General features: G+C 61.1%; 15 protein-coding genes. 9 read left to right on the top strand and 6 right to left on the bottom strand.

The window, feature by feature from the left end; translation table 11 throughout:
• Positions 1–140: 140 nt before the first annotated feature.
• Complete coding sequence (locus PR018_RS11175; RefSeq protein WP_142823556.1) at positions 141–902, bottom strand: HpcH/HpaI aldolase family protein; 762 nt, start codon at positions 900–902, stop codon at positions 141–143.
• A gap of 134 nt (positions 903–1,036) precedes the next feature.
• Here PR018_RS11175 and PR018_RS11170 point away from each other — a divergent pair, with 134 nt between their 5' ends.
• Positions 1,037–2,128 carry an LLM class flavin-dependent oxidoreductase gene (locus tag PR018_RS11170; protein WP_142823555.1) on the top strand — a complete coding sequence of 364 codons (1,092 nt, stop codon included), beginning with the start codon at positions 1,037–1,039 and terminating at the stop codon, positions 2,126–2,128.
• Between the two features lie 9 nt (positions 2,129–2,137).
• Here the strand turns inward: PR018_RS11170 and PR018_RS11165 are convergent, their stop codons facing one another.
• Positions 2,138–3,418: a cysteine desulfurase-like protein gene (locus PR018_RS11165; protein ID WP_142823554.1), complete on the bottom strand. Its 1,281-nt coding sequence runs from the start codon at positions 3,416–3,418 to the stop codon at positions 2,138–2,140.
• A 475-nt stretch (positions 3,419–3,893) separates the two neighbouring features.
• Positions 3,894–4,850, bottom strand: coding sequence for a DMT family transporter (locus PR018_RS11160; protein WP_142823553.1), 957 nt, complete (start codon positions 4,848–4,850; stop codon positions 3,894–3,896).
• Between the two features lie 110 nt (positions 4,851–4,960).
• On the opposite strand from PR018_RS11160, the gene PR018_RS11155 reads away from it, so the two are divergent.
• The gene (locus PR018_RS11155) at positions 4,961–5,728 is read left to right on the top strand and encodes an AraC family transcriptional regulator (RefSeq protein ID WP_142823552.1); all 768 of its coding nucleotides are present in this window, start codon (positions 4,961–4,963) and stop codon (positions 5,726–5,728) included.
• 18 nt (positions 5,729–5,746) lie between these two features.
• Here PR018_RS11155 and PR018_RS11150 read toward each other — a convergent pair whose 3' ends face one another.
• Entirely contained in the window at positions 5,747–6,658 is a 912-nt protein-coding gene (locus tag PR018_RS11150; protein WP_142829246.1) for a LysR family transcriptional regulator, read from the bottom strand.
• Positions 6,659–6,829: 171 nt separating this feature from the next.
• Here PR018_RS11150 and PR018_RS11145 point away from each other — a divergent pair, with 171 nt between their 5' ends.
• The 4 genes from PR018_RS11145 to PR018_RS11130 all read left to right on the top strand — a co-directional run bounded on the left by PR018_RS11145 (position 6,830) and on the right by PR018_RS11130 (position 14,241).
• Positions 6,830–7,639, top strand: coding sequence for an alpha/beta hydrolase fold domain-containing protein (locus PR018_RS11145; RefSeq protein WP_142823550.1), 810 nt, complete (start codon positions 6,830–6,832; stop codon positions 7,637–7,639).
• A gap of 59 nt (positions 7,640–7,698) precedes the next feature.
• Entirely contained in the window at positions 7,699–8,901 is a 1,203-nt protein-coding gene (locus PR018_RS11140; protein ID WP_142829248.1) for an efflux RND transporter periplasmic adaptor subunit, read from the top strand.
• 126 nt (positions 8,902–9,027) lie between these two features.
• Positions 9,028–12,213: an efflux RND transporter permease subunit gene (locus PR018_RS11135; RefSeq protein ID WP_142823548.1), complete on the top strand. Its 3,186-nt coding sequence runs from the start codon at positions 9,028–9,030 to the stop codon at positions 12,211–12,213.
• 237 nt (positions 12,214–12,450) lie between these two features.
• On the top strand, positions 12,451–14,241 hold the full coding sequence (locus PR018_RS11130; RefSeq protein ID WP_374113725.1) for a putative bifunctional diguanylate cyclase/phosphodiesterase: 1,791 nt from the start codon (positions 12,451–12,453) through the stop codon (positions 14,239–14,241).
• Between the two features lie 23 nt (positions 14,242–14,264).
• Here PR018_RS11130 and PR018_RS11125 read toward each other — a convergent pair whose 3' ends face one another.
• Positions 14,265–15,278: a YeiH family protein gene (locus PR018_RS11125; RefSeq protein ID WP_142823547.1), complete on the bottom strand. Its 1,014-nt coding sequence runs from the start codon at positions 15,276–15,278 to the stop codon at positions 14,265–14,267.
• A gap of 104 nt (positions 15,279–15,382) precedes the next feature.
• Here PR018_RS11125 and PR018_RS11120 point away from each other — a divergent pair, with 104 nt between their 5' ends.
• The gene (locus tag PR018_RS11120) at positions 15,383–16,288 is read left to right on the top strand and encodes a LysR substrate-binding domain-containing protein (RefSeq protein WP_142823546.1); all 906 of its coding nucleotides are present in this window, start codon (positions 15,383–15,385) and stop codon (positions 16,286–16,288) included.
• Between the two features lie 27 nt (positions 16,289–16,315).
• Here the strand turns inward: PR018_RS11120 and PR018_RS11115 are convergent, their stop codons facing one another.
• Positions 16,316–16,564: a hypothetical protein gene (locus PR018_RS11115; RefSeq protein WP_244615303.1), complete on the bottom strand. Its 249-nt coding sequence runs from the start codon at positions 16,562–16,564 to the stop codon at positions 16,316–16,318.
• Here PR018_RS11115 and PR018_RS11110 point away from each other — a divergent pair.
• The gene (locus PR018_RS11110; protein WP_244615317.1) at positions 16,445–17,293 is read left to right on the top strand and encodes a phosphotransferase; all 849 of its coding nucleotides are present in this window, start codon (positions 16,445–16,447) and stop codon (positions 17,291–17,293) included. The two genes, PR018_RS11115 and PR018_RS11110, sit on opposite strands and share 120 nt — an antisense overlap.
• Positions 17,290–19,731, top strand: a complete 2,442-nt coding sequence (locus PR018_RS11105; protein ID WP_142823544.1) for a GcvT family protein — start codon at positions 17,290–17,292, stop codon at positions 19,729–19,731. The genes PR018_RS11110 and PR018_RS11105 overlap by 4 nt, the downstream gene beginning before the upstream one ends.
• The last annotated feature ends 37 nt before the right edge of the window (positions 19,732–19,768 follow it).

Below are 19,768 nucleotides of genomic sequence, written 5' to 3'. Positions count from 1 at the left end.
GATTTCGAATGGTTATCCAAAACGAAGGGCATTTCAAGAAAAAAATTTGAAGCTTAAAAAGTCTCTGGAAAAAGCATATTTCTGACGTTTGAAAATTGGCTTCAAGTCGTTGATGTTGCTAACTTAAATATCGGTTGTTGCTAAGCGCAAGAATTGCGCGCTTTTGCAGCGTTTTCCGCCATGGCGGCTCCAAGAAACATTGTGTCGCTGGCCAGCAGGAAGAAACTGATGCCGGCCGCCGACCAGGTCGCGATATCGAATGTCGAAGGACGGAAAATGCCGACAGTCCGGCCGGCTGCAAGCGCCGTTTCCGTGATGGCATGAATGGCCTTGTCGAGCCTGTCCTTGCCATCTGGCCCGAGTGCATCGATCGACACCGACAGGTCGCCGGGGCCGATGAAAATGACATCGACACCCTCGACGGCCGCGATCTCCGCGATGTTGGCAAGGCCTTCAGCCGTCTCGACCTGGATGGCGAGAACGAGGGATTCATTGGCTGTCGCGAGGTAGTCCGGGATGCGATAGCCGTAGGCTGCGGCTCGACCTGGGCCGACGCCTCGCTCGCCGACCGGCGGGTACCGCGTTGCCATCACTGCGGCCGTGGCCTCTGCGGCATTGGAGATGCGCGGCACCAGCACGCCGGCTGCTCCAGCATCGAGAACGGCGGCGATGGATTCCGGCGCATGGCCGGGCACCCGGACAATTGCAGGCACGCGATGCACGTCGGCGGCGCGGATGAGATCCTCGATGCGCTCGCGACTGATCTGCGCGTGCTCCCAGTCGATGCAGAGAAAATCGACGCCTGCCATTGCCACGACTTCGACGGCGACAGGGTGGGGGATGGCCGAGAACGTGCCGATCAGCGGAGCGCGGTCGAGGCAGCGCTGGCGAAAACTGGTCATGGTGGATCCCCGGATGGCGGCATTGGTTTGTTCACCGATAAACCTAAACGCAAAGTCTGCGAAAGCGAAATCTATTTTAGGCTTGAAATATTTTATCCTGCACGTAGCCTGACTGGAAAGGTGAGGGAGAAACCATGATCAAGCAGCATCCGCTCAAGGGGCCGAACAAGCTGAAGCTTGGCGTGTTTTCGACCAATGCCGATGGTGGGCTGGCGATCACCGATGTGCCGGAGCGGTGGACGGCAAGCTGGGAGGACAATCTTGCTGCGGCAAAGATCGCCGACCGCGCCGGGCTGGAATTCCTGCTGCCGATTGCCCGCTGGCGCGGTTTCGGTGGCCGCAACAGGGTGCGCGAATGGTCGTTCGAGACTTTCACCTGGGCAGCCGCGCTCGCCGCCTCGACCAAGCAGATCGGCCTGTTCATGACAGTCCACGTGCCACTCGTTCATCCGCTCTACGCCGCAAAATCGCTGGCGACGGTCGACCATGTCAGCTGCGGCAGGGCAGGCCTCAACATCGTCTGCGGCTGGAACCCGAAGGAATTCGGCATGTTCGGCACGCCCCTGGTCGAGAAGGGCTATGATCAGGCAGCCGAGTGGCTCGATATTGTCGAGCGCGCCTACGGCCCCGATCAGCCCTTCGATTTCAACGGTGTCTACTACAGCCTGAAGGATGCAGTCAGCCGGCCGGCGAGCCTGCAGATGCCTCGCCCGGTGACCATGAATGCAGCATTCGGCGGTCCGGGTCGGGATTTCGCCGCAGCCCATTGCGATTACCTGTTCACCACGTTCACGGAGATGGCGGATGCCGGAAAGCCGGTTGCCGATATCCGCGAGCGGGCGGAGGCCAAAGGCCGGGATGTAGGCGTCTACACCGTCTGCCATGTCGTCTGCCGCGAGAGCCGGCAGGAAGCGCAGGATTATTACGTGCGCTACGCCGTCACCATGGCCGATCACGAGGCGGTCGATGCCCATATGGCAGGCAAGAAGGAGTTCTCACAATCGCATGATGCCGGAGCCTATGACCGCTATCGCCAGCGCTTTGCAGGTGGTGCCGGAAGCTATCCGCTGATCGGGACGCCGGAGAGCATCGCCGCTGAAATGATCGAGATCAGCGAAAAAGGCTATGCCGGCATAGCCCTTTCCTTCGTCAACTACACGCAGGAACTGCCATATTTCTGCGACCGCGTGCTGCCGATCCTGCAGCAGGCGGGGTATCGGATGTGAGAATGCATTTCACCGATGGCGGGCGATGATGTTGCCGAGGACTAGGTCGAAGCGGGCGGCTTCCGCCAGGGTGTTGTAGTGCACCATGGAAATCCTGAGCGCGCCCTGTTCCATGGTCAGCCCGAGACGTCTCATCAGACGCGGGGCGAACATGTGGCCGTCGCGCAGGCCGATGCCGGCTTCGCCCATTTCACTGGCAATCTGCTGGGGCGTGATGCCGGGGATGTTGAAGCATATTGTCGGCACGCGACCGGCAATGTTGGTCTCGTCGGAGATGCCGTAGATCACTGCGCCGTGACGCTTGAGGATTGCCAGCAATTCGCGCGACAGGGTCGTTTCATAGGCGCGGATGGCGCCCATGGCGGCGGCTATGGCAGCGCGTCGGGAGTGTTCTCCGGCGGACAGGAAGCGGCGGCCGAGGGTTTCTAGATATTTGACGGCAGCGTTCATGCCGGCCACGTTCTCGTAGGCGAAGGTGCCGACCTCGATCTTGTAGGGCGGGACATCCGGAATGAAGTCTTCCTTGAACGTCGGCAGCTTCACCAGCGCATCGTAGCGGCCCCACAGGAACCCCATGTGCGGCGAAAAATTCTTGTAGCCGGAGCAGACGAGATAGTCGCAGTTCCAGTTCTGCACATCGATCAGGCTGTGCGGGCCGTAGTGGACGCTATCGAGAAAGACTTCTGCGCCGGCGGCATGAGCCAACTGCCCGACCGTCTTGACATCGACGATGGTGCCGATCGAATGGGCCGTGACGGTGCAGGCGACGAGGCGGGTGCGCTCCGAGAGCAGCGGCTTCAGATCATCCGTATGCAGCGTACCGTCTTCGCGCATGTGCCACCAGACGATCCTAGCGCCATCGGCCTCCAGCGCCATCCAGGTGGCGATGTTTGCGTCATGGTCCATGTCGGTGACGATGATCTCGTTGCGTGTCTCCAGCATCCTTGCAATGCCAAGGCTAACGAGCCGGATGAAAGATGTGGCGTTTAGGCCGAAGGAGATTTCTTCCGGTCGGTAGGCGTTGACGAGCAAGCCAACGGTCACGCGTGCCTCATCGAGATTACGGTCGACACCTTGGCTGTGCTGGTATTTGGCCATGCGCTGGACGTTGAAGTCGATGAGGTGGTTTGCAACTGCGTCGACAACAGCCTGCGGCACCTGCGCGCCACCGGCATTGTCGAGAAAGACAAAATCGCCGGCCTTCTGCAGTGCCGGAAACATGCCGCGCAGCTCCTCGACCGGAAAGCCGTTTTCGCCGGTAAACGTCGTGTCGGAAGCTGCAGCGTTCATGGGTGTCTCGCGGGGGCGCCGTTTCGTTTGGTCGGCTTGAGGCGGGGTCCCCTGCCGTCTCGCAAGCATATGATCACGAGATATTTTATAGTTCAACTAAATTCGAGGGTGGTCTTGGGATCGGCTCGGTGAGCTTGATACTGTACTTGCAAAATTGGTTGGTTCGACATATCTTGGAGCGGTGGATGGAGCGCTAACTCCACCCACCATTTTTTTATGATAAAAAGTTAACCCGCACGGTCATTGACCAGCCTGTGCGGGTTTTTCTTACCACAAACGTGAAACTAAGCGGTATGTACCACATAGATCACCTCCGTTTTCAGTAACGAGGCCCTCGCCTGGGTCGAGGAGGCCCGTCTTCCTCGATGCACCGCTGGCCACGGTGCCTGCTGCTTTCGCTACCGACTCTATCAGTCATAGTCGAAGTGGATGAGTAAGATAGAAAAATCGCCTTAAGATTGTATTTGGTGGAAGATCACGACCTGTGTTGAACAGGGTTGGTGACGGCTTTTGCCATTATGCGAGAGGGTTTGCGCTGGCGAAGGCCGATGCCAACGCCGGCCAGCGCAAGTGCACCGCCGATGGCGTGGTAGGCGTGCAACTCCTCCTTGAGAATAGCCCAAGCAAGAATGGCGACGACGACCGGGAGCAGGTTGATGAAGAGGGCGGTGCGGGCGGCACCGAGCCTGCGGATCGCCGTCATCCAGTAGAGTGGCGCAATCAGGGAGGTGGGGATGGCGGCGTAGAGGATGAGCGGCAGGTTTGCCGTCGTGATCGGCGAAATCGTCCCCATCAGCCAGACGGGAACCAGCATCAAGGTCGCAAAGGCGATCTGCCAGAACAGCTGCAGCCAGAGCGACAGCGGAATGGTCCAGCGCTTCAGCAGGACGCCGTAGAGCGAGTTTGCCGCAATCGCGATCAGCATCAGGCCATCGCCGAGGTGAAATCCACCGGTCAGGAGCGTGGCGGGATGGCCGTGCGACGTGAGGTAGACGAGGCCGGCGAGCGATACGGCGCCGCCGGCGAGACGGTTGAACGATAGTCTTTCCGCGGCAAGCAGGCTTGCAAGCAGCGCCGACATCAGCGGCATCAGTGCCAGCATAACGCCCATATTGACGGCGGTCGTGGTCTTCGCCGCCTCATAGGCAAGGCTCTGGTAGACGACCATGCCAAGCGCTCCTAGCACTGCCAGTTGCAACCAGTGACGCGCCGCGACGGCTCGCTGTTGCCAGGCTGCCTTGGCGACAAAGGGCAGCAGGACGAGGAAAGCGATCAGCCAGCGATAAAACGCGATCGATCCCGGAGCGATGACGCCGAATGCCGCCTCCGTGACAATGACGTTGCCGGACCAGATCAGCACGGTCGCAAACGGCGCGAAGGCCGAAGCCGGGGTCAGCGGCGTGGCTGTCTCGATGGATTTTCCGTCGGCCATGGATATTCCCGCAGAATGATAATGGAGATGTCTGCTGCAGGGATGTGTTTAGCGGTTGTCCGATTAGTGGTATATAGCGAATTCCAGAAAGCCAATCCCGGAATGCCGCCATGTCCCTTCGATCCCCACGCCTTGACGGAGAGCCGCCAGCCCCGGTCTCCTTCCGAACCGAGAGTTACGTTGGAGGTACGGTCTTTCCGGCCAAGAGCCAGGAGTGGGGCGAGCTGAACTATGCGCTCGTCGGCGTCGCGGAACTGGACATCGAAGGTGTCCGCTATCTCTCCCCACCGCATTACGGCATATGGCTGCCGCCCTACACCCTGCATGAAGCGTGGATCAGGCATGACGTTCGCTACGTCACGGTGTATGTCGCCCGTGAGTTGTGTGCCGACCTGCCGCCCGTTCCGCAGACGCTCAGCCTCAGTCCGCTGTTGAAGGCTATACTGGCGGACTTTGCGATCCGCGACGTCGGCGTGCCACAAACGACGGAGGATCTACGGCTGGCGCAGGTGCTAGTCGATCAGATACGGCTGGCGGAGCGCTGCGAAAGCTATCTGCCGCTGTCGGTCGATGCGTTGCTCGGACCTGTGCTGTCTGCCCTGCAGGAGTCGCCAGGGGATCGCCGGTCCCTCGAAGAATGGGCGCGGATGATGAAAACAACCGAGCGGACACTTTCGAGGCGATGCCAGGACGAGCTTGGAATGTCGTTCAACGACTGGCGGCAGCGATTGAAGCTGGTTGCGGCGCTGGCGATGCTCGAAGCCGACATGCCAGTGCGCCGGGTGGCGCAAGAACTGGGATATGGCAGCGCGTCTGCATTTATTGCCATGTTCCGACGCCTGACCGGCAGCAGCCCCACGCAGATGCGCCGGAGATGAGGCTGTCGATGTCATGCATCAGAGATCGCCGATGCGCGAGGTGACCAGCAGCTTTGCCAGCCAGTCGACGAAGACGCGGACCTTGTTGCTGAGGTGCCGGTTCGGCGGATAGACGATGTGCAGGGGCAAGGGGTCGCGGTGCCAATCAGGAAGCATTCGCACAAGCTTCCCATCCGCCAACGCTTCGCGGATCATGAAGGCAGGAGCCTGGATGATGCCGAGACCGCTCAGGGCCGCGTTGAAGAAGCTTCTGCTATCATTGACCGACAGGATGTAGGTGGGGCTGATCTCAAACGTCTCGTTGGCACGGGAGAACTCGAACGGTATCGTCTTTCCCGTCTGGGCGCGAAAGTAGCTGACGGCGAAGTGTCCGGTTTCGATGTCTTGAGGGGCCTGAAGCGTGCCGAATTTTTCGAGGTAACGCGGTGACGCGCAGGTGACCATCGGAATTTCGCCGACGCGCCGGGCAATCAGGGACTGATCCGTGGGGGTGCCGGCGCGCAGGGCGCAGTCGACGTTCTCGGCGAGATAATCCACCAGCCGGTCGCCGACACCCATGTCGATGCGGATATCGGGATAGCGCAGGTGGAAGTCGCACAGCGCCGGGATAACGATCTCGTCGGCGAAGGCGCCGGCCATTTCGACTCGCAGCCGGCCGCTCGGCAGGCTTTGCGAATTGCTGACGCTGCCGTCGAGCTCCTCGATTTCCGAAAGGATCTGGATCGCGCGCTCGTAGTAAAGAGCGCCGTCGGTGGTAACCATGACACGGCGGGTCGTGCGGTTCAGCAATTTCGTGTGCAGGTGCTGTTCGAGCCCCTGGATGAGTGTCGTTACCGTCGCCTTCGGCATCGACAGGGTCGTGGCTGCGCGCGTGAAATTGCCGGTTTCGACAACACGAGCGAAAGCGCGCATGGCGGAAAGCTGGTCCATCCTGTAATAATCCTGAGCCGGTTTATGGAAAGCTGCTCATTGTTCGAGATCGTGAATAGTCTGATCGAATATAGGGGACTTATCTGTAAAACGGAATAACAATATGTTCCACCCAAGAGATGAGGCGGAATTGATCTCGTTTGGTCGATCCACTCAGTTGGGAGCCCCTCGATGCGTGCCCCGTTTAAGGAAGTTGTGTTGGAAGGCGTGGCCACAGGTCCGGTTTCTGCGCGTGTGTTCTGTGACTCGCTTGACGACAAGACTGCGCCGGTCGTGCTATATCTTCACGGCGGCGCATTTCTGGACAAGGCGGTCTATGTCGGCCGTCCGGTTGCGGAATGCCTGGCAGATGCCGGTGCCATCGTCGTCGATGCGGATTGCAGCGGGCCGACCGACAACGGTTTTCCGAAGTCGCTCGAATATGCCTATGGCGTCCTGGAATATCTTGCGCGCAAGCGCGAGTTGGGTGGCAAGAAGTCGTTATTGCTTGTTGCCGGCGAAGAGTCTGGCGGAAACCTTGCGGCTGGCGTCGCTCTCAAGGCGCGCGACCAGATGCCTGGGATGCTCGACGGTCAGGTGCTGATCTCGCCGCTGCTGGACCCTTTCATGGGCAGCAAGTCGTTTCAGTGCGCCGACAAGAGCGGGATGCGCGAACGCTGGAGCGAGGGCTGGAACCACTATCTGGGTTTCCTCGGTGGTGTCTGCCATCCCTATGCCGCGCCGCGGTTCTGCTCGCGGCTTTCGGGCGTGGCGCCGACCTTGCTGCTGACGGCGGAGGACGATCCGTTGCGCGACGAGAGCGTGGAATATGGCAAATTGCTGGAAAAGGCAGGCGTTTCAGTCCAGCAGCGTATCCTGTCCGCCGGTATGGGCTGGGCAAGAATTTATGGCGGGCAATCGGCCGACGAGCAAACTTGGCAGGGTGATATCCGCAAGAGTTTCAAGAGCTTCGTAGACGATATTCGTGTTCGGCCTGGCTGATTAGAGCCAGTGATCTGCAGCCCGGGATCCCAAGCCGGGGCTGAAAAGGAGAGAATGCAATGACAACCAAAGACAAGCGCTGGGCCCTGTGGGGCGCCGGCATAAGCCTTGCTGCGTCCGTTTTCGGGGCAGCCTTCTATCTCGACCTGCCGCGCGGTGCGGTTGCCAGTGAGCCTGCAAAGGCGGCGGCCCCTGCTGCTGTTCCGGTGACCGTCGCCACGGTAGCGGCTGCGGACGTCACGGCCTGGGAGGAGTTTTCCGGGCGGCTCGAAGCGATCGAACGGGTGTCCATCCGTCCGCGCGTCGCCGGTGCCATCCAGTCGGTCAATTTCCGCGAAGGCGCGCTGGTCAAGCCCGGCGACCTGTTGCTGACCATTGATCCGGCGCCCTATCTGGCGGCCGTAGCCCAGGCAAAGGCGCAGGTCGAAGCCGCCGCTTCGCGCGTCGATCTTGCCAAGCTCGAGCTCGACCGCGGTCGTCGCCTTTCCGACAACAAGACGATTTCGCAGAGCGACCTCGATACACGGGCGAGCGCCTATTCGGAAGCGCAGGCGAATATCCAGGCGGCCCAGGCAGCCCTGCAGACCGCCCAGCTCAACCTCGACTACACGCAGGTCCGCGCACCGATCGCCGGGCGTGTCGGCAAGCTAGAGGTGACTGTCGGCAATCTCGTCGCTGCCGGCTCGGCGTCGCCGGCGCTGACGACGCTGGTTTCGGTCGATCCGATCTATGCAAGCTTCAATGCCGACGAGCAGGCCGTGACCAGCGCCCTCGCACAACTGACGGCCAATGACGGCGTTGCGCCGCCAGTCGAGCAGATCCCGGTTGAGATCGGTACGACACGCGACAGCGGCACGCCGATCACCGGCAAGCTGCAACTGATCGGCAACGAGGTCGATACGGCCAGCGGCACCATCGGTGTGCGCGCCGTCTTTGCCAATCCGGGCGGCCACCTTATTCCCGGGCAGTTCGTGCGGGTGCGCATGGGCCAGCCTAAGTCGGAGAACAAGATCGTCATCAACGACCGGGCCGTGGGCACCGACCAGGACAAGAAGTTCGTGTTCCTCGTCGGCGCTGACAACAAGCTCGTCTATCGGCAGGTGACGCTCGGCGACCTCAACAACGGCCAGCGTATCGTCGAAGCCGGTCTCGCCGTCGGCGACCGTATCGTCGTCAACGGACTGCAGCGGGTGCGCCCGGGTGCACTGGTCGATCCGCAGCCTGAACAGAAGCCCGAGCAGAAGGTCGCCGCTTCGAAGTAGGCGCCTTCAAGACCGGGAGAGGGCCTCCCGGTCAGTTAAAAATTGCAAATGGCATGAGACCTGCGGCGGAGTTGCCGCGTGGTCCTGCGCAGTGCGTCCACCGTTATCCCTGGAGAGGGCCACATCATGAACATGTCTCGCTTTTTCGTCGACCGACCGGTGTTTGCCGGCGTGCTGTCGGTCCTGATCCTCGTCGGAGGATTGATCGGCATGGGGCTGCTGCCGATTTCGGAATATCCAGAAGTCGTGCCGCCGTCGATTGTCGTTACCGCGCAATATCCGGGCGCCAACCCGAAGGTCATATCCGAGACGGTGGCAACGCCGATCGAAGAGCAGATCAATGGCGTCGAGGGCATGCTCTACATGTCCAGCCAGGCCACATCCAACGGCCTGATGACGCTGACTGTCACCTTCAAGCTCGGCACCGACCCGGACAAGGCGCAACAGCTGGTGCAGAACCGCGTTTCGCAGGCCGAGCCAAGGTTGCCGCAGAACGTCCGCGATCTCGGCATCAACACCGTCAAGAGTTCGCCGGACCTGATGATGGTCGTGCATCTGGTGTCGCCGGATAATCGCTACGATATCACCTACTTGCGCAACTATGCGGTCCTTAACGTGAAGGATCGGCTGGCGCGCATCCAGGGCGTCGGCCAGGTCGAGATCTTCGGCTCGGGCGACTATGCCATGCGTGTCTGGGTCGACCCGCAGAAGACCGCCGAGCGCGGCCTTGCGGCCGACGATATCGCCAATGCCATCCGGGCGCAGAACGTCCAGGCGGCTGCCGGCGTCATCGGCGCTTCTCCGAATCTTACCGGCATCGACGTGCAGCTTAATGTCAATGCGCAGGGTCGCCTGCAGACGCCGGAGGAATTTGGCAATATCATCGTCAAGAGCGGTACCAACGGCGAGATCACCCGCCTGCGCGATGTCGCTCGCGTCGAGCTCGGTGCATCCGATTATTCGCTGCGCTCGCTGCTGGACGGCAAGTCGGCTGTCGCCATCCCGGTGTTCCAAGCGCCCGGCTCCAACGCCATCACCATCTCGGACGAGGTCCACAAGACCATGAACGAGCTGCAGCAGGCGATGCCTGACGGCGTCAAGTACGAGATCGTCTACGACACCACCGAGTTCGTTCGCACGTCGATCGACAAGGTCGTGCACACGTTGCTCGAAGCCATCGCGCTGGTTGTCGTTGTCGTCATCCTGTTCCTGCAGACATGGCGGGCGTCGATCATTCCGCTGGTGGCAGTGCCGGTGTCGATCATCGGTACCTTCGGCGTCATGTACATGTTCGGCTTCTCGATCAACGCACTCAGCCTCTTCGGGCTGGTACTGGCCATCGGTATCGTCGTCGATGACGCCATCGTCGTGGTCGAAAATGTCGAGCGCAACATCGAGAACGGCCTGTCGCCGAGGGATGCCACGTACCGGGCCATGAAGGAAGTGTCGGGCCCGATCGTTGCCATCGCCCTGGTGCTCGTCGCAGTGTTCGTACCGCTCGCGTTCATCTCCGGCCTGTCCGGCCAGTTCTACCGGCAGTTCGCGCTGACGATCGCCATTTCGACGGTGATCTCGGCCTTCAACTCGCTGACGCTGTCGCCGGCGCTGGCATCGCTGCTGCTGCGGGACCACCATGCCCCGAAGGACTGGCTGACGCGGGTTATGGACAAGGGCCTTGGCTGGTTCTTCCGTGGATTCAACACGGTCTTCCAGCGCGGTTCAAACGGCTATGGCCGTGGGGTCGGCGGCATCCTGTCGATGAAAAGCGTCGTCATGGTCGTCTATCTCGCCCTGATCGGTGCCACCTACTTCCTGTTCCAGGCGGTGCCGGGCGGGTTTGTGCCGGCCCAGGACAAGCAGTATCTGATCGGTTTTGCCCAGCTGCCGGATGCGGCCAGTCTCGACCGGACGCAGAATGTCATCGAGCGCATGAGCGAGATCGCGATGAAGGAACCGGGCGTCGAGCATTCGATCGCTTTCCCCGGCCTGTCGATCAACGGCTTCACCAACTCGTCGAATGCCGGCGTCATCTTCGTCAAGCTGAAGCCGTTCGAGGAGCGTACGACACCCGATCTGTCGAGCGGCGCCATCGCCATGCAGCTGAACAAGAAGTTCGGCGGCATCCAGGAAGCGTTCATCGCCATGTTCCCACCGCCGCCCGTCCAGGGCCTCGGCACCACCGGCGGCTTCAAGCTGCAGCTGGAGGACAAGGCGGGGCTTGGCTACCAGGCCCTCGACGAAGCCAACAAGGCGTTTCTGGCCAAGGCCTATCAGGCGCCTGAGCTTGCGGGTCTGTTCTCGAGCTTCCAGATCAACGTACCGCAGCTTTACGCCGACCTCGATCGCGCCAAGGCAGAGCAGCTGGGTGTCTCGGTGACGGATGTCTTCGATACGCTTCAGATCTATCTCGGCTCGCTCTACGTCAACGACTTCAACGCTTTCGGCCGTACCTACAGTGTCCGTGTACAGGCGGATGCGAAGTTTCGGGCTCATCCAGGCGATATCGGGCAGTTGAAGGTGCGCTCGTCGACAGGGCAGATGATCCCGCTTTCGGCGCTACTAAAGGTCGAGGCCAGCACCGGACCTGAGCGGACGACGCGCTACAACGGCTTCCTGGCTGCCGACATCAACGGCGGCGCAGCCCCCGGATTTTCATCCGGCCAGGCGCAGGCAGCAGTAGAGCGGATTGCGGCCGACACTCTGCCAAAGGGTATCGGCTATGAGTGGACGGACCTGACCTACCAGCAGATCATCGCCGGCAATTCCGGACTGATCATCTTCCCGCTGGCCTTGCTGCTCGTGTACCTCGTGCTTGCCGCGCAGTACGAAAGCCTCGCCCTGCCGCTGGCGATCGTCATGATCGTGCCTATGGGGGTCTTTGCGGCGCTGACCGGTGTGTGGCTGATGGGCGGTGATAACAACATCTTCACCCAGATCGGGTTGATGGTGCTGGTCGGGCTATCGGCGAAGAACGCCATCCTGATCGTCGAATTTGCCCGTGAGCTGGAGTTTGTCGGCAGGACGCCCGTTCAGGCTGCCATGGAAGCCAGCCGTCTGCGACTGCGACCGATCCTGATGACCTCGATGGCCTTTATCATGGGCGTCGTGCCGCTGATCACCTCGACGGGTGCGGGCGCCGAGATGCGTGCGGCCATGGGCGTGGCGGTATTCTCCGGCATGATCGGGGTGACATTCTTCGGCATCTTCATGACGCCGGTGTTCTATGTGTTGATCCGCAAGCTATCGGGCAACCGTCCGCTGAAGCAGCATGAAGAGCATAACGCCGAGATCATCCGGATTGCTGCCGAATAAAAGTTGCCTGTTCGGCGCTTGACCTCCTCGAACAGACAGAATGGGCGGATCCGCAAGGGTCCGCCCATTGTCGTTTCTGGAATAAGATATATCTTCGTTTGAGGCTCAAGGCACGGAATGCCATGGCTTTGCCCGTCTGATGTATCACGAAGATAGACGCTCGCGCTTCCTGTGTTTATTAAAATTAGCTAATGAAAAGCTATGTGATCTGAGGTCGGCAAGGCGTGTCACATTGCCTTGGCGTCGGGAGGAGCGGCGATCGCGAAACCATCTATCGATGCAGGTCGGACAGAGCAGGAGTTCCAGGATCTCGTGAGGAGATTGGAGCTGGCGCTGGAGACATCGCAAATTGGTGTCTGGGAGCATGATCTTCGGGATGACACCGTCGTCTGGGACCTTTCCATGCACAGGCTCTACGGGACAGGCCTGTCGGGCAGAGTGACCGGCGACATATGGCTGAATGCAGTTCATCCCGACGACCGCGATAGGGCCTCCGCCGAATTCGATGCAGCCGTGGCCTCCAAAGGCCGATACAACTCGCATTTCCGCATCATTCTCGCCGACGGCCAGACGCGCCACATCCGCTCGAGCGCGCGTTTCTTCGAGGGGCCGGATGGATCTCTATCGATCATCGGCGCCGAGTGGGACGTCACCGCCGATGTCATCCTGACCCGTGAGTTAGCGGAGCAAAAGTCAGTGGCAGAGGCGAGGGCAGTCGCGGTCGAGCGCAGCAAGGGGTTGGTCGAGCACGCTGCCAACCACGATTATCTCACCGGCTTGCCCAATCGCCGCTATTTCGACCGCCATCTTGCCGAACTGTTGAGCGATCCGACGGTCGAGAGCATCGCCGTCATTCATATCGATCTCGACCGGTTCAAGGAGATCAACGACAAGCTTGGCCATGCGGCCGGCGACGCGATGCTGAAGGCCACCGCCGCGCGTCTTTCCGGCGCCGTTTCCGGAGCGAGCATGGTTGCCCGCATCGGAGGCGACGAATTCGTGATCCTGCTGACCAACGTGGCCGAGGCCGGCGCGCTGGAGACGCTGGCCGACGGCGCCCTCTCTGCGCTGCGCGCCGATGTCCCTTTCGCAGCCGGCGTCGTGCAGACGAATGCCTCGGTCGGTATCGCCTGGAACATGACGTCAAAGGCCGGGAATATTCTGGCGGAATCCGATCTGGCGCTGTACCAGGCGAAGAAACTAGGTCGCAACAGGGTGCAGTTTTTCAGTGCAAAGCTGCAATCTGATCTGCTGGGCAAAAGGCAATTGGCCGGCGACCTCAAGCTGGCATTGCAGCGCCACGAAATCATTCCCTATTATCAAGTGCAGGTGGATGCGCGCACTCGCCGTATTTTCGGCCTCGAGGCGCTGGCGCGCTGGAAACATCCGGTGCATGGCCTGATGCTCCCGGGGACCTTCCTCAAGGTTGCCCAGGAATACGGTCTGGAAGCCGAAATCGATGCCGCGGTTCTGGAGCAGGCCCTTGCTGACTACGGACGATGGCGGGCGGAAGGTATCGTGCCGCCGCGCATTGCGGTCAATGTGTCTGCCAAACGGCTCAACGACCCGCAACTGATTCAGAAATTGAACAGGCTCGACATCCCGCCGGAATCCATCGTTTTCGAGCTTGTTGAAACGATTTTCCTCGATGATTGCGAAGATATCGTCGTCTCGAACATCGCGGGTCTGAAGACACTGGGCGTCGATATCGAGATAGACGATTTCGGGTCGGGGCATGCGTCGCTGATCGGGCTGGTCAGCTTGCGGCCGAAGCGGCTGAAGATCGATCGCCAGCTTGTCACCAACATTACCGTGTCGGAAGAACAGCGGCGCCTTGTCGCGTCGATCGTCGAGATTGCCAAGACATTGAATGTCGAAGTCATTGCCGAGGGTGTCGAATCCGAGGAGCATGCCCGGGTGCTGGGAGAGATCGGTTGCGACGGGTTGCAGGGTTTTGCTCTCGGCTATCCGAGCCCGGCAGCCGACATCTTCAAGCTGCTGTCAAAGATGCCAGCAGACAGCGCATAGACCGCGCTGAAACCGCAGGCGTTCTACTGGATCTGCAGAAACGTGATGACGATCCAGCTCAGCCCGCCGAGAACGAGCAACGATAGCGTCGCTGCCGCGATCACCCGGCCGCCGGCATGGCCGACGACCCGAACGTCCACCGACAATCCCAGTGCTGCCATGGCGACCAGCGTCAGCGTGTTGGAGACTAGGTTCATCGGTACAAAGGCAACCTCCGGGATGAGGCCGAATGAACGCAAGCCCATCATCAGCACGAAGCCGACGATGAACCACGGCACGATTGAGTGGTGCTGTGCTGGGAGTTCCGTCTTCACGCCCTTCATCATCGTGCCGATCATGACGATGACGGGGCCGAGCATCAGCACGCGCACGAGCTTGACCAGCGTGCCCGTCTGGACGGCCAGCAAGCCGGCAGGTGCCGTTGCAGCCAGCACCTGCGGCACGGCATAAACCGTCAAGCCGGCAAGTACGCCGTATTGCGACGGGCTGAGACCTGCCCTGACGAACAGCACCGGCAACAGGAACACCGCGAAAACGCCGAGCACGGCGGTGAAGGCCAGTGCGGCAGTGATTTCCTCGGCGTCGGCCTCGATGACCGGCGCAACGGCGACAATGGCAGAGTTGCCGCAGATGGCATTGCCGCAGGCGATCAGCGTCGCCAGCTTGCCCGGAAGCCCCAGCAGCCTGCCGATGGCGTAACTGATGGCTATCGACATCAGGACCAGCCCGGCAATCGCGCCGATCAACGGTAACCCAGCGCCCCGGATTGCCGACAGGCTGATCGATGCACCCAGCAGCACGATCGCCAATTCCAGCAGGATCTTGGCGCTGAAATCGATACCCGCGCGCATCGAGGGCATGTGCGGCAGTGCGGTTCGAACGGCGATGCCGAAGCCAATCGCCAGGATGAGACCTTCGATCCATCGGCCGCCAAGCAGCACAACCTCAAGCTTTTCGACCGCCACTGCAGCCAGTGCGACGGCAAGACAAAGTGCCAATCCTGGCAGGATGTGACGTGAGCGCGAGGCGATAGACATGGGTCACCTTCTTTGGTCTGGTGCCCGGACTGTCCTACAGCGAGTTGTAGATTTCCATCGAATATTATGGGATGTTTCGTTCGATTAAAACGAACGGTTGGCTTATGACGTTTGAACAGCTTGCCATCTTCGTCGCCGTTGCCGAGCGGGAGCACCTGACCCGCGCCGCGCAAGCCATACGGCTGACGCCGTCAGCCGTCAGCGCCTCGATCAAGAACCTCGAGGCATTCTATGGCGTGGAACTGTTTCATCGCGTCGGACGGCGGATCGAGCTGACGCAGACGGGACGGGTGTTTCTGAACGAGGCGCGGGCGACATTGGCGCGCGTACGCGCGGCCGAACTGATGTTGTCGGAGCTCGGCGGGCTGCAGCGCGGCCAACTCAATCTCTATGCCAGCCAGACCATCGCCAGCTACTGGTTGCCGCCGGTCATGATACGCTTCCACCAGGCCTATCCCGGCATCGACCTCAGCCTGACCATCGGCAATACCCGCACCGTCGCGGATGCAGTCATCGCCGGCGAGGCGGAACTCGGGCTGGTGGAGGGGGAGATCGACGCACCGGAACTGTCGTCCGCCGTTGTTGCAAGCGATGCGCTATCGGTGGTGGTGGCGCCGGACCACCCGTGGGCGGATGGCCGGGCGCTGTCAGCAGCCAACCTCGTTGCCGACAGTCTCTGGGTGATGCGCGAGAAAGGGTCGGGCACCCGCTCGGCCTTCGAGGAGGCTATGCGGGGCTTCGGCATCGTGCCGCAGGACATGCAGGTCGCGCTGGTCTTTCCATCCAACGAAGCGGTTCTATCGGCTGTGCAGGCAGGCGCCTGCGCGGCGGCGATTTCCAGCGTCTCGGCCAGTCTCTATCTGCAACAGGGGCTTTTGGTGAAGGCGGCCTTCGAGCTACCGGCCCGCAGTTTTCGCCTGCTGCGCCACAAGGAACGGCACGCCAGCAAGGCGTCCATCGCGCTGGAACAGATGTGCCGCGTTGTTACACCTCGAGCCAGCGCCTCTTGAGACGCCTGCGGTGCGGCTCCAAATTGGTCAGAATGCTTGACTTTCCGGCATTATCCTTGACAGTCCGGCAATTGTGACGAAATTTCGGGTCAGCTCTTCTGCAATGGGAGAACCGGCATTATCGACAAGCCCGAGGATCGTATTCGCGCGCTCGATATCTGGCATGGGCCAATCGAGATCGCTGCCCTGACCGGCGGCATCACCAACCGCAACTATCTTGTAAGGGACGGTTCGCGGCGCCGTGTCGTGCGTCTCGGCTCCGATATTCCGGTTCATCATATCGTCCGTGCCAACGAGCTGGCGGCCAGCCTGGCTGCCCATGCTGCCGGCTTGTCTCCCGATGTCGTCTATCATGAGCCCGGCATTCTCGTACTCGACTACATCGACGCGCCGGCGCTGTCGGCCGAGGTGCTCGGGCGGCCGGATATGCTGGAGCGTGTCGTGCTGCTGGTGCGCGATGCTCATCGCAGGGTTGGCGGCCACCTGCGCGGCGCTGCCGGGATGTTCTGGTCGTTTCATATCATTGCCGACTACGCATCGACGCTCCGGGATATCGGGAGCCGCTACGAGCCCCTGATGCACGGATTGCTGGACAAGATGAGGAGGCTGGAGAAGGCGGCGGGACCGTTTGACATCGTCTTCTGCCATAACGATCTGCTGGCCAGCAATTTTCTTGACGACGGTCACCGGCTTTGGCTTATCGACTGGGACTATGCCGGCTTCAATACGCCGCTGTTCGATCTCGGCGGGCTTGCCTCCAATGCCGGATTTTCCGCCGATCAGGAGGCCGCCATGCTGGATATCTACCACGACGGCGTCGGGGAAAGAGGATTGAAGCGCCGCTACGAGGCGATGAAATGTGCATCGCTTTTGCGCGAAACGCTCTGGAGCATGGTGTCCGAAGCCTATTCCACGATAGAGTTCGACTACGTCGCCTATACCGCCGACAACATGGCGCGTTTCGAGCGCGCCTATCAGCTGTTTGATATCGAGGAACGTCGATGAAGGAACTGCCCGGGACAGCAAAAGCAGTCGTCATCGGCGGCGGCATCATCGGTTGTTCTACCGCCTATCACCTCGCCAAGCTCGGCTGGACGGATACCGTTCTTCTCGAGCGCCGGAAGCTGACGTCCGGGACGACGTTTCACGCGGCGGGACTAGTCGGCCAGTTGCGCTCCAACGCCAACATCACCCAGCTGCTCGGCTATTCCGTCGATCTCTACAAGCGGCTGGAGGCGGAGACGGGTCTTGCGACCGGCTGGAAGATGAATGGCGGTCTGCGCCTTGCCTGCAACGAGGAGCGCTGGATCGAGGTCAAGCGCCAGACGACGACCGCCCAGTCGTTCGGCCTCGACATGCAGTTGCTGACGCCATCGGAGGCGCTGTCGCTCTGGCCGCTGATGCAGGTCGACGACCTCATCGGTGCTGCCTACCTTCCCACCGACGGGCAGGCAAATCCCTCCGATATCACCCAGGCGCTGGCGCGCGGTGCGCGCATGGCCGGCGCTGCGATCTTCGAGGATACGGAAGTGCTCGACATCGAGATCGACAAGGGCCGCATCCGCGCCGTCCTCACCGATCGCGGTCGGATCGAGTGCGAGCGGGTCGTCGTCTGCGCTGGCCAGTGGACGCGGGATTTCGCGGCCCGCTTCGGCGTCAACGTGCCGCTTGTCTCGGTCGAGCATCAATATATCATCACCGAATCCTTCGGCGTGCCCTCGAACCTGCCGACATTGCGCGACCCGGATCGGCTCACCTATTACAAAGAGGAGGTCGGCGGTCTCGTCATGGGCGGCTACGAGCCCAACCCGATCGCCTGGGCAGTCGACGGCATACCTAAGGATTTCCATTTCTCTCTGCTCGATTCCAATTTCGATCATTTCGGGCCGATCATGGAGCAGGCACTCGCCCGCGTTCCGGCACTGGAAACGGCAGGTATCAAGCAACTGCTGAACGGGCCGGAAAGTTTTACGCCCGACGGCAATTTCATCCTCGGCGAGGCGCCGGAGCTGCGTAACTTTTTCGTCGGCGCCGGCTTTAATGCCTTCGGCATTGCATCTGCCGGCGGTGCCGGCATGGCTCTGGCGGAATGGGTCTCGAAGGGACAGCCTCCCTACGACCTCTGGCCTGTCGACATTCGTCGCTTCGGCCGGCCGCATTTCGACACCGACTGGGTGCGCAGCCGGACGCTGGAGGCTTACGGCAAGCACTACACCATGGCCTGGCCGTTCGAGGAACATGCGAGCGGACGTCCCTGCCGCAAATCGCCGCTCTATGACCGCCTGAAGGCGCAAGGGGCCTGCTTCGGAGAAAAACTCGGCTGGGAGCGGCCGAACTGGTTTGCCGACCTTTTTGCCGGGGAGGAGCCCCGCGATATCTACACCTACGGTCGGCAGAACTGGTTCCATGCCGTTGGCCGCGAACATAAGGCCGTGCGCGAATCCGTCGTCATCTTCGACCAGACGTCGTTTGCGAAATTCGTGCTGAAGGGGAGAGATGCCGAAGCGGCGCTCACTTGGATCGCCTCCAACGACGTGGCGAGGCCGGTCGGATCGCTGATCTACACCCAGATGCTCAACGACCGGGGCGGCATCGAATGCGATCTGACGGTCGCTCGCCTGGCAGACAACGAATACTACATCACCACCGGTACCGGCTTTGCCACTCACGACTTCGACTGGATCAGCCGCAATATCCCCAAGGGTCTGCAGGCCGAACTGGTGGAGGTGACATCGGGCTACTGCGTGCTGTCGCTGATGGGGCCGCAATCGCGCGCCGTGCTCCAGCAGGTGACCCGCGCCGACGTCTCGAATGCCGCCTTTCCGTTTGGCCAAGTGCGCACCATCGGTATCGCCGGGGCACCTGTGCGGGCGCTGCGCATTACCTATGTAGGTGAACTCGGCTTCGAGCTGCATGTGCCGGTGGAAAATGCCGGGGCGGTCTACGATGCACTGATGACGGCCGGTGCCGCGCATCATCTGGTCAATGCCGGATACCGGGCGATCGAAAGCTGCCGGCTGGAAAAGGGTTATCGGGCCTGGGGTGCCGACATCGGCCCGGACCACACGCCGATCGAAGCCGGGCTTGGCTGGGCCGTAAAGAAGAACGCTGATTTCAGGGGGCGGGCGGCCATCGAGGAGCAGCGCAAGTCCGGCGTCAAGAAGCTGCTGGCCTGTTTCGTGCCGGAGGACCGCGATACGGTGCTGCTCGGACGGGAAACCATCTACCGCGATGGCCAACGCGTCGGGTGGCTGTCGAGCGGTGGCTTCGGATACACGGTCGACCGGCCGATCGGCTACGGGTACGTCCGCAACGCTGCCGGGGTCACAGCCGATTTCGTCATGTCGGGACGCTATACGCTCGACGTTGCGATGCGACGCGTGCCCTGTACTGTCTCGCTGAAGCCGCTCTACGATCCGCAGATGGCTCGTATCAGAGCCTAAAGGCTGTGGCTTTAAGGACATCCCCGACGTCGTTTTG

The organism is Rhizobium rhododendri, from assembly GCF_007000325.2.
GTDB lineage: Bacteria > Pseudomonadota > Alphaproteobacteria > Rhizobiales > Rhizobiaceae > Rhizobium > Rhizobium rhododendri.
The sequence above is the reverse complement of the archived record's forward strand: the minus strand, read 5'-3'. Positions and strand labels throughout refer to the sequence as shown.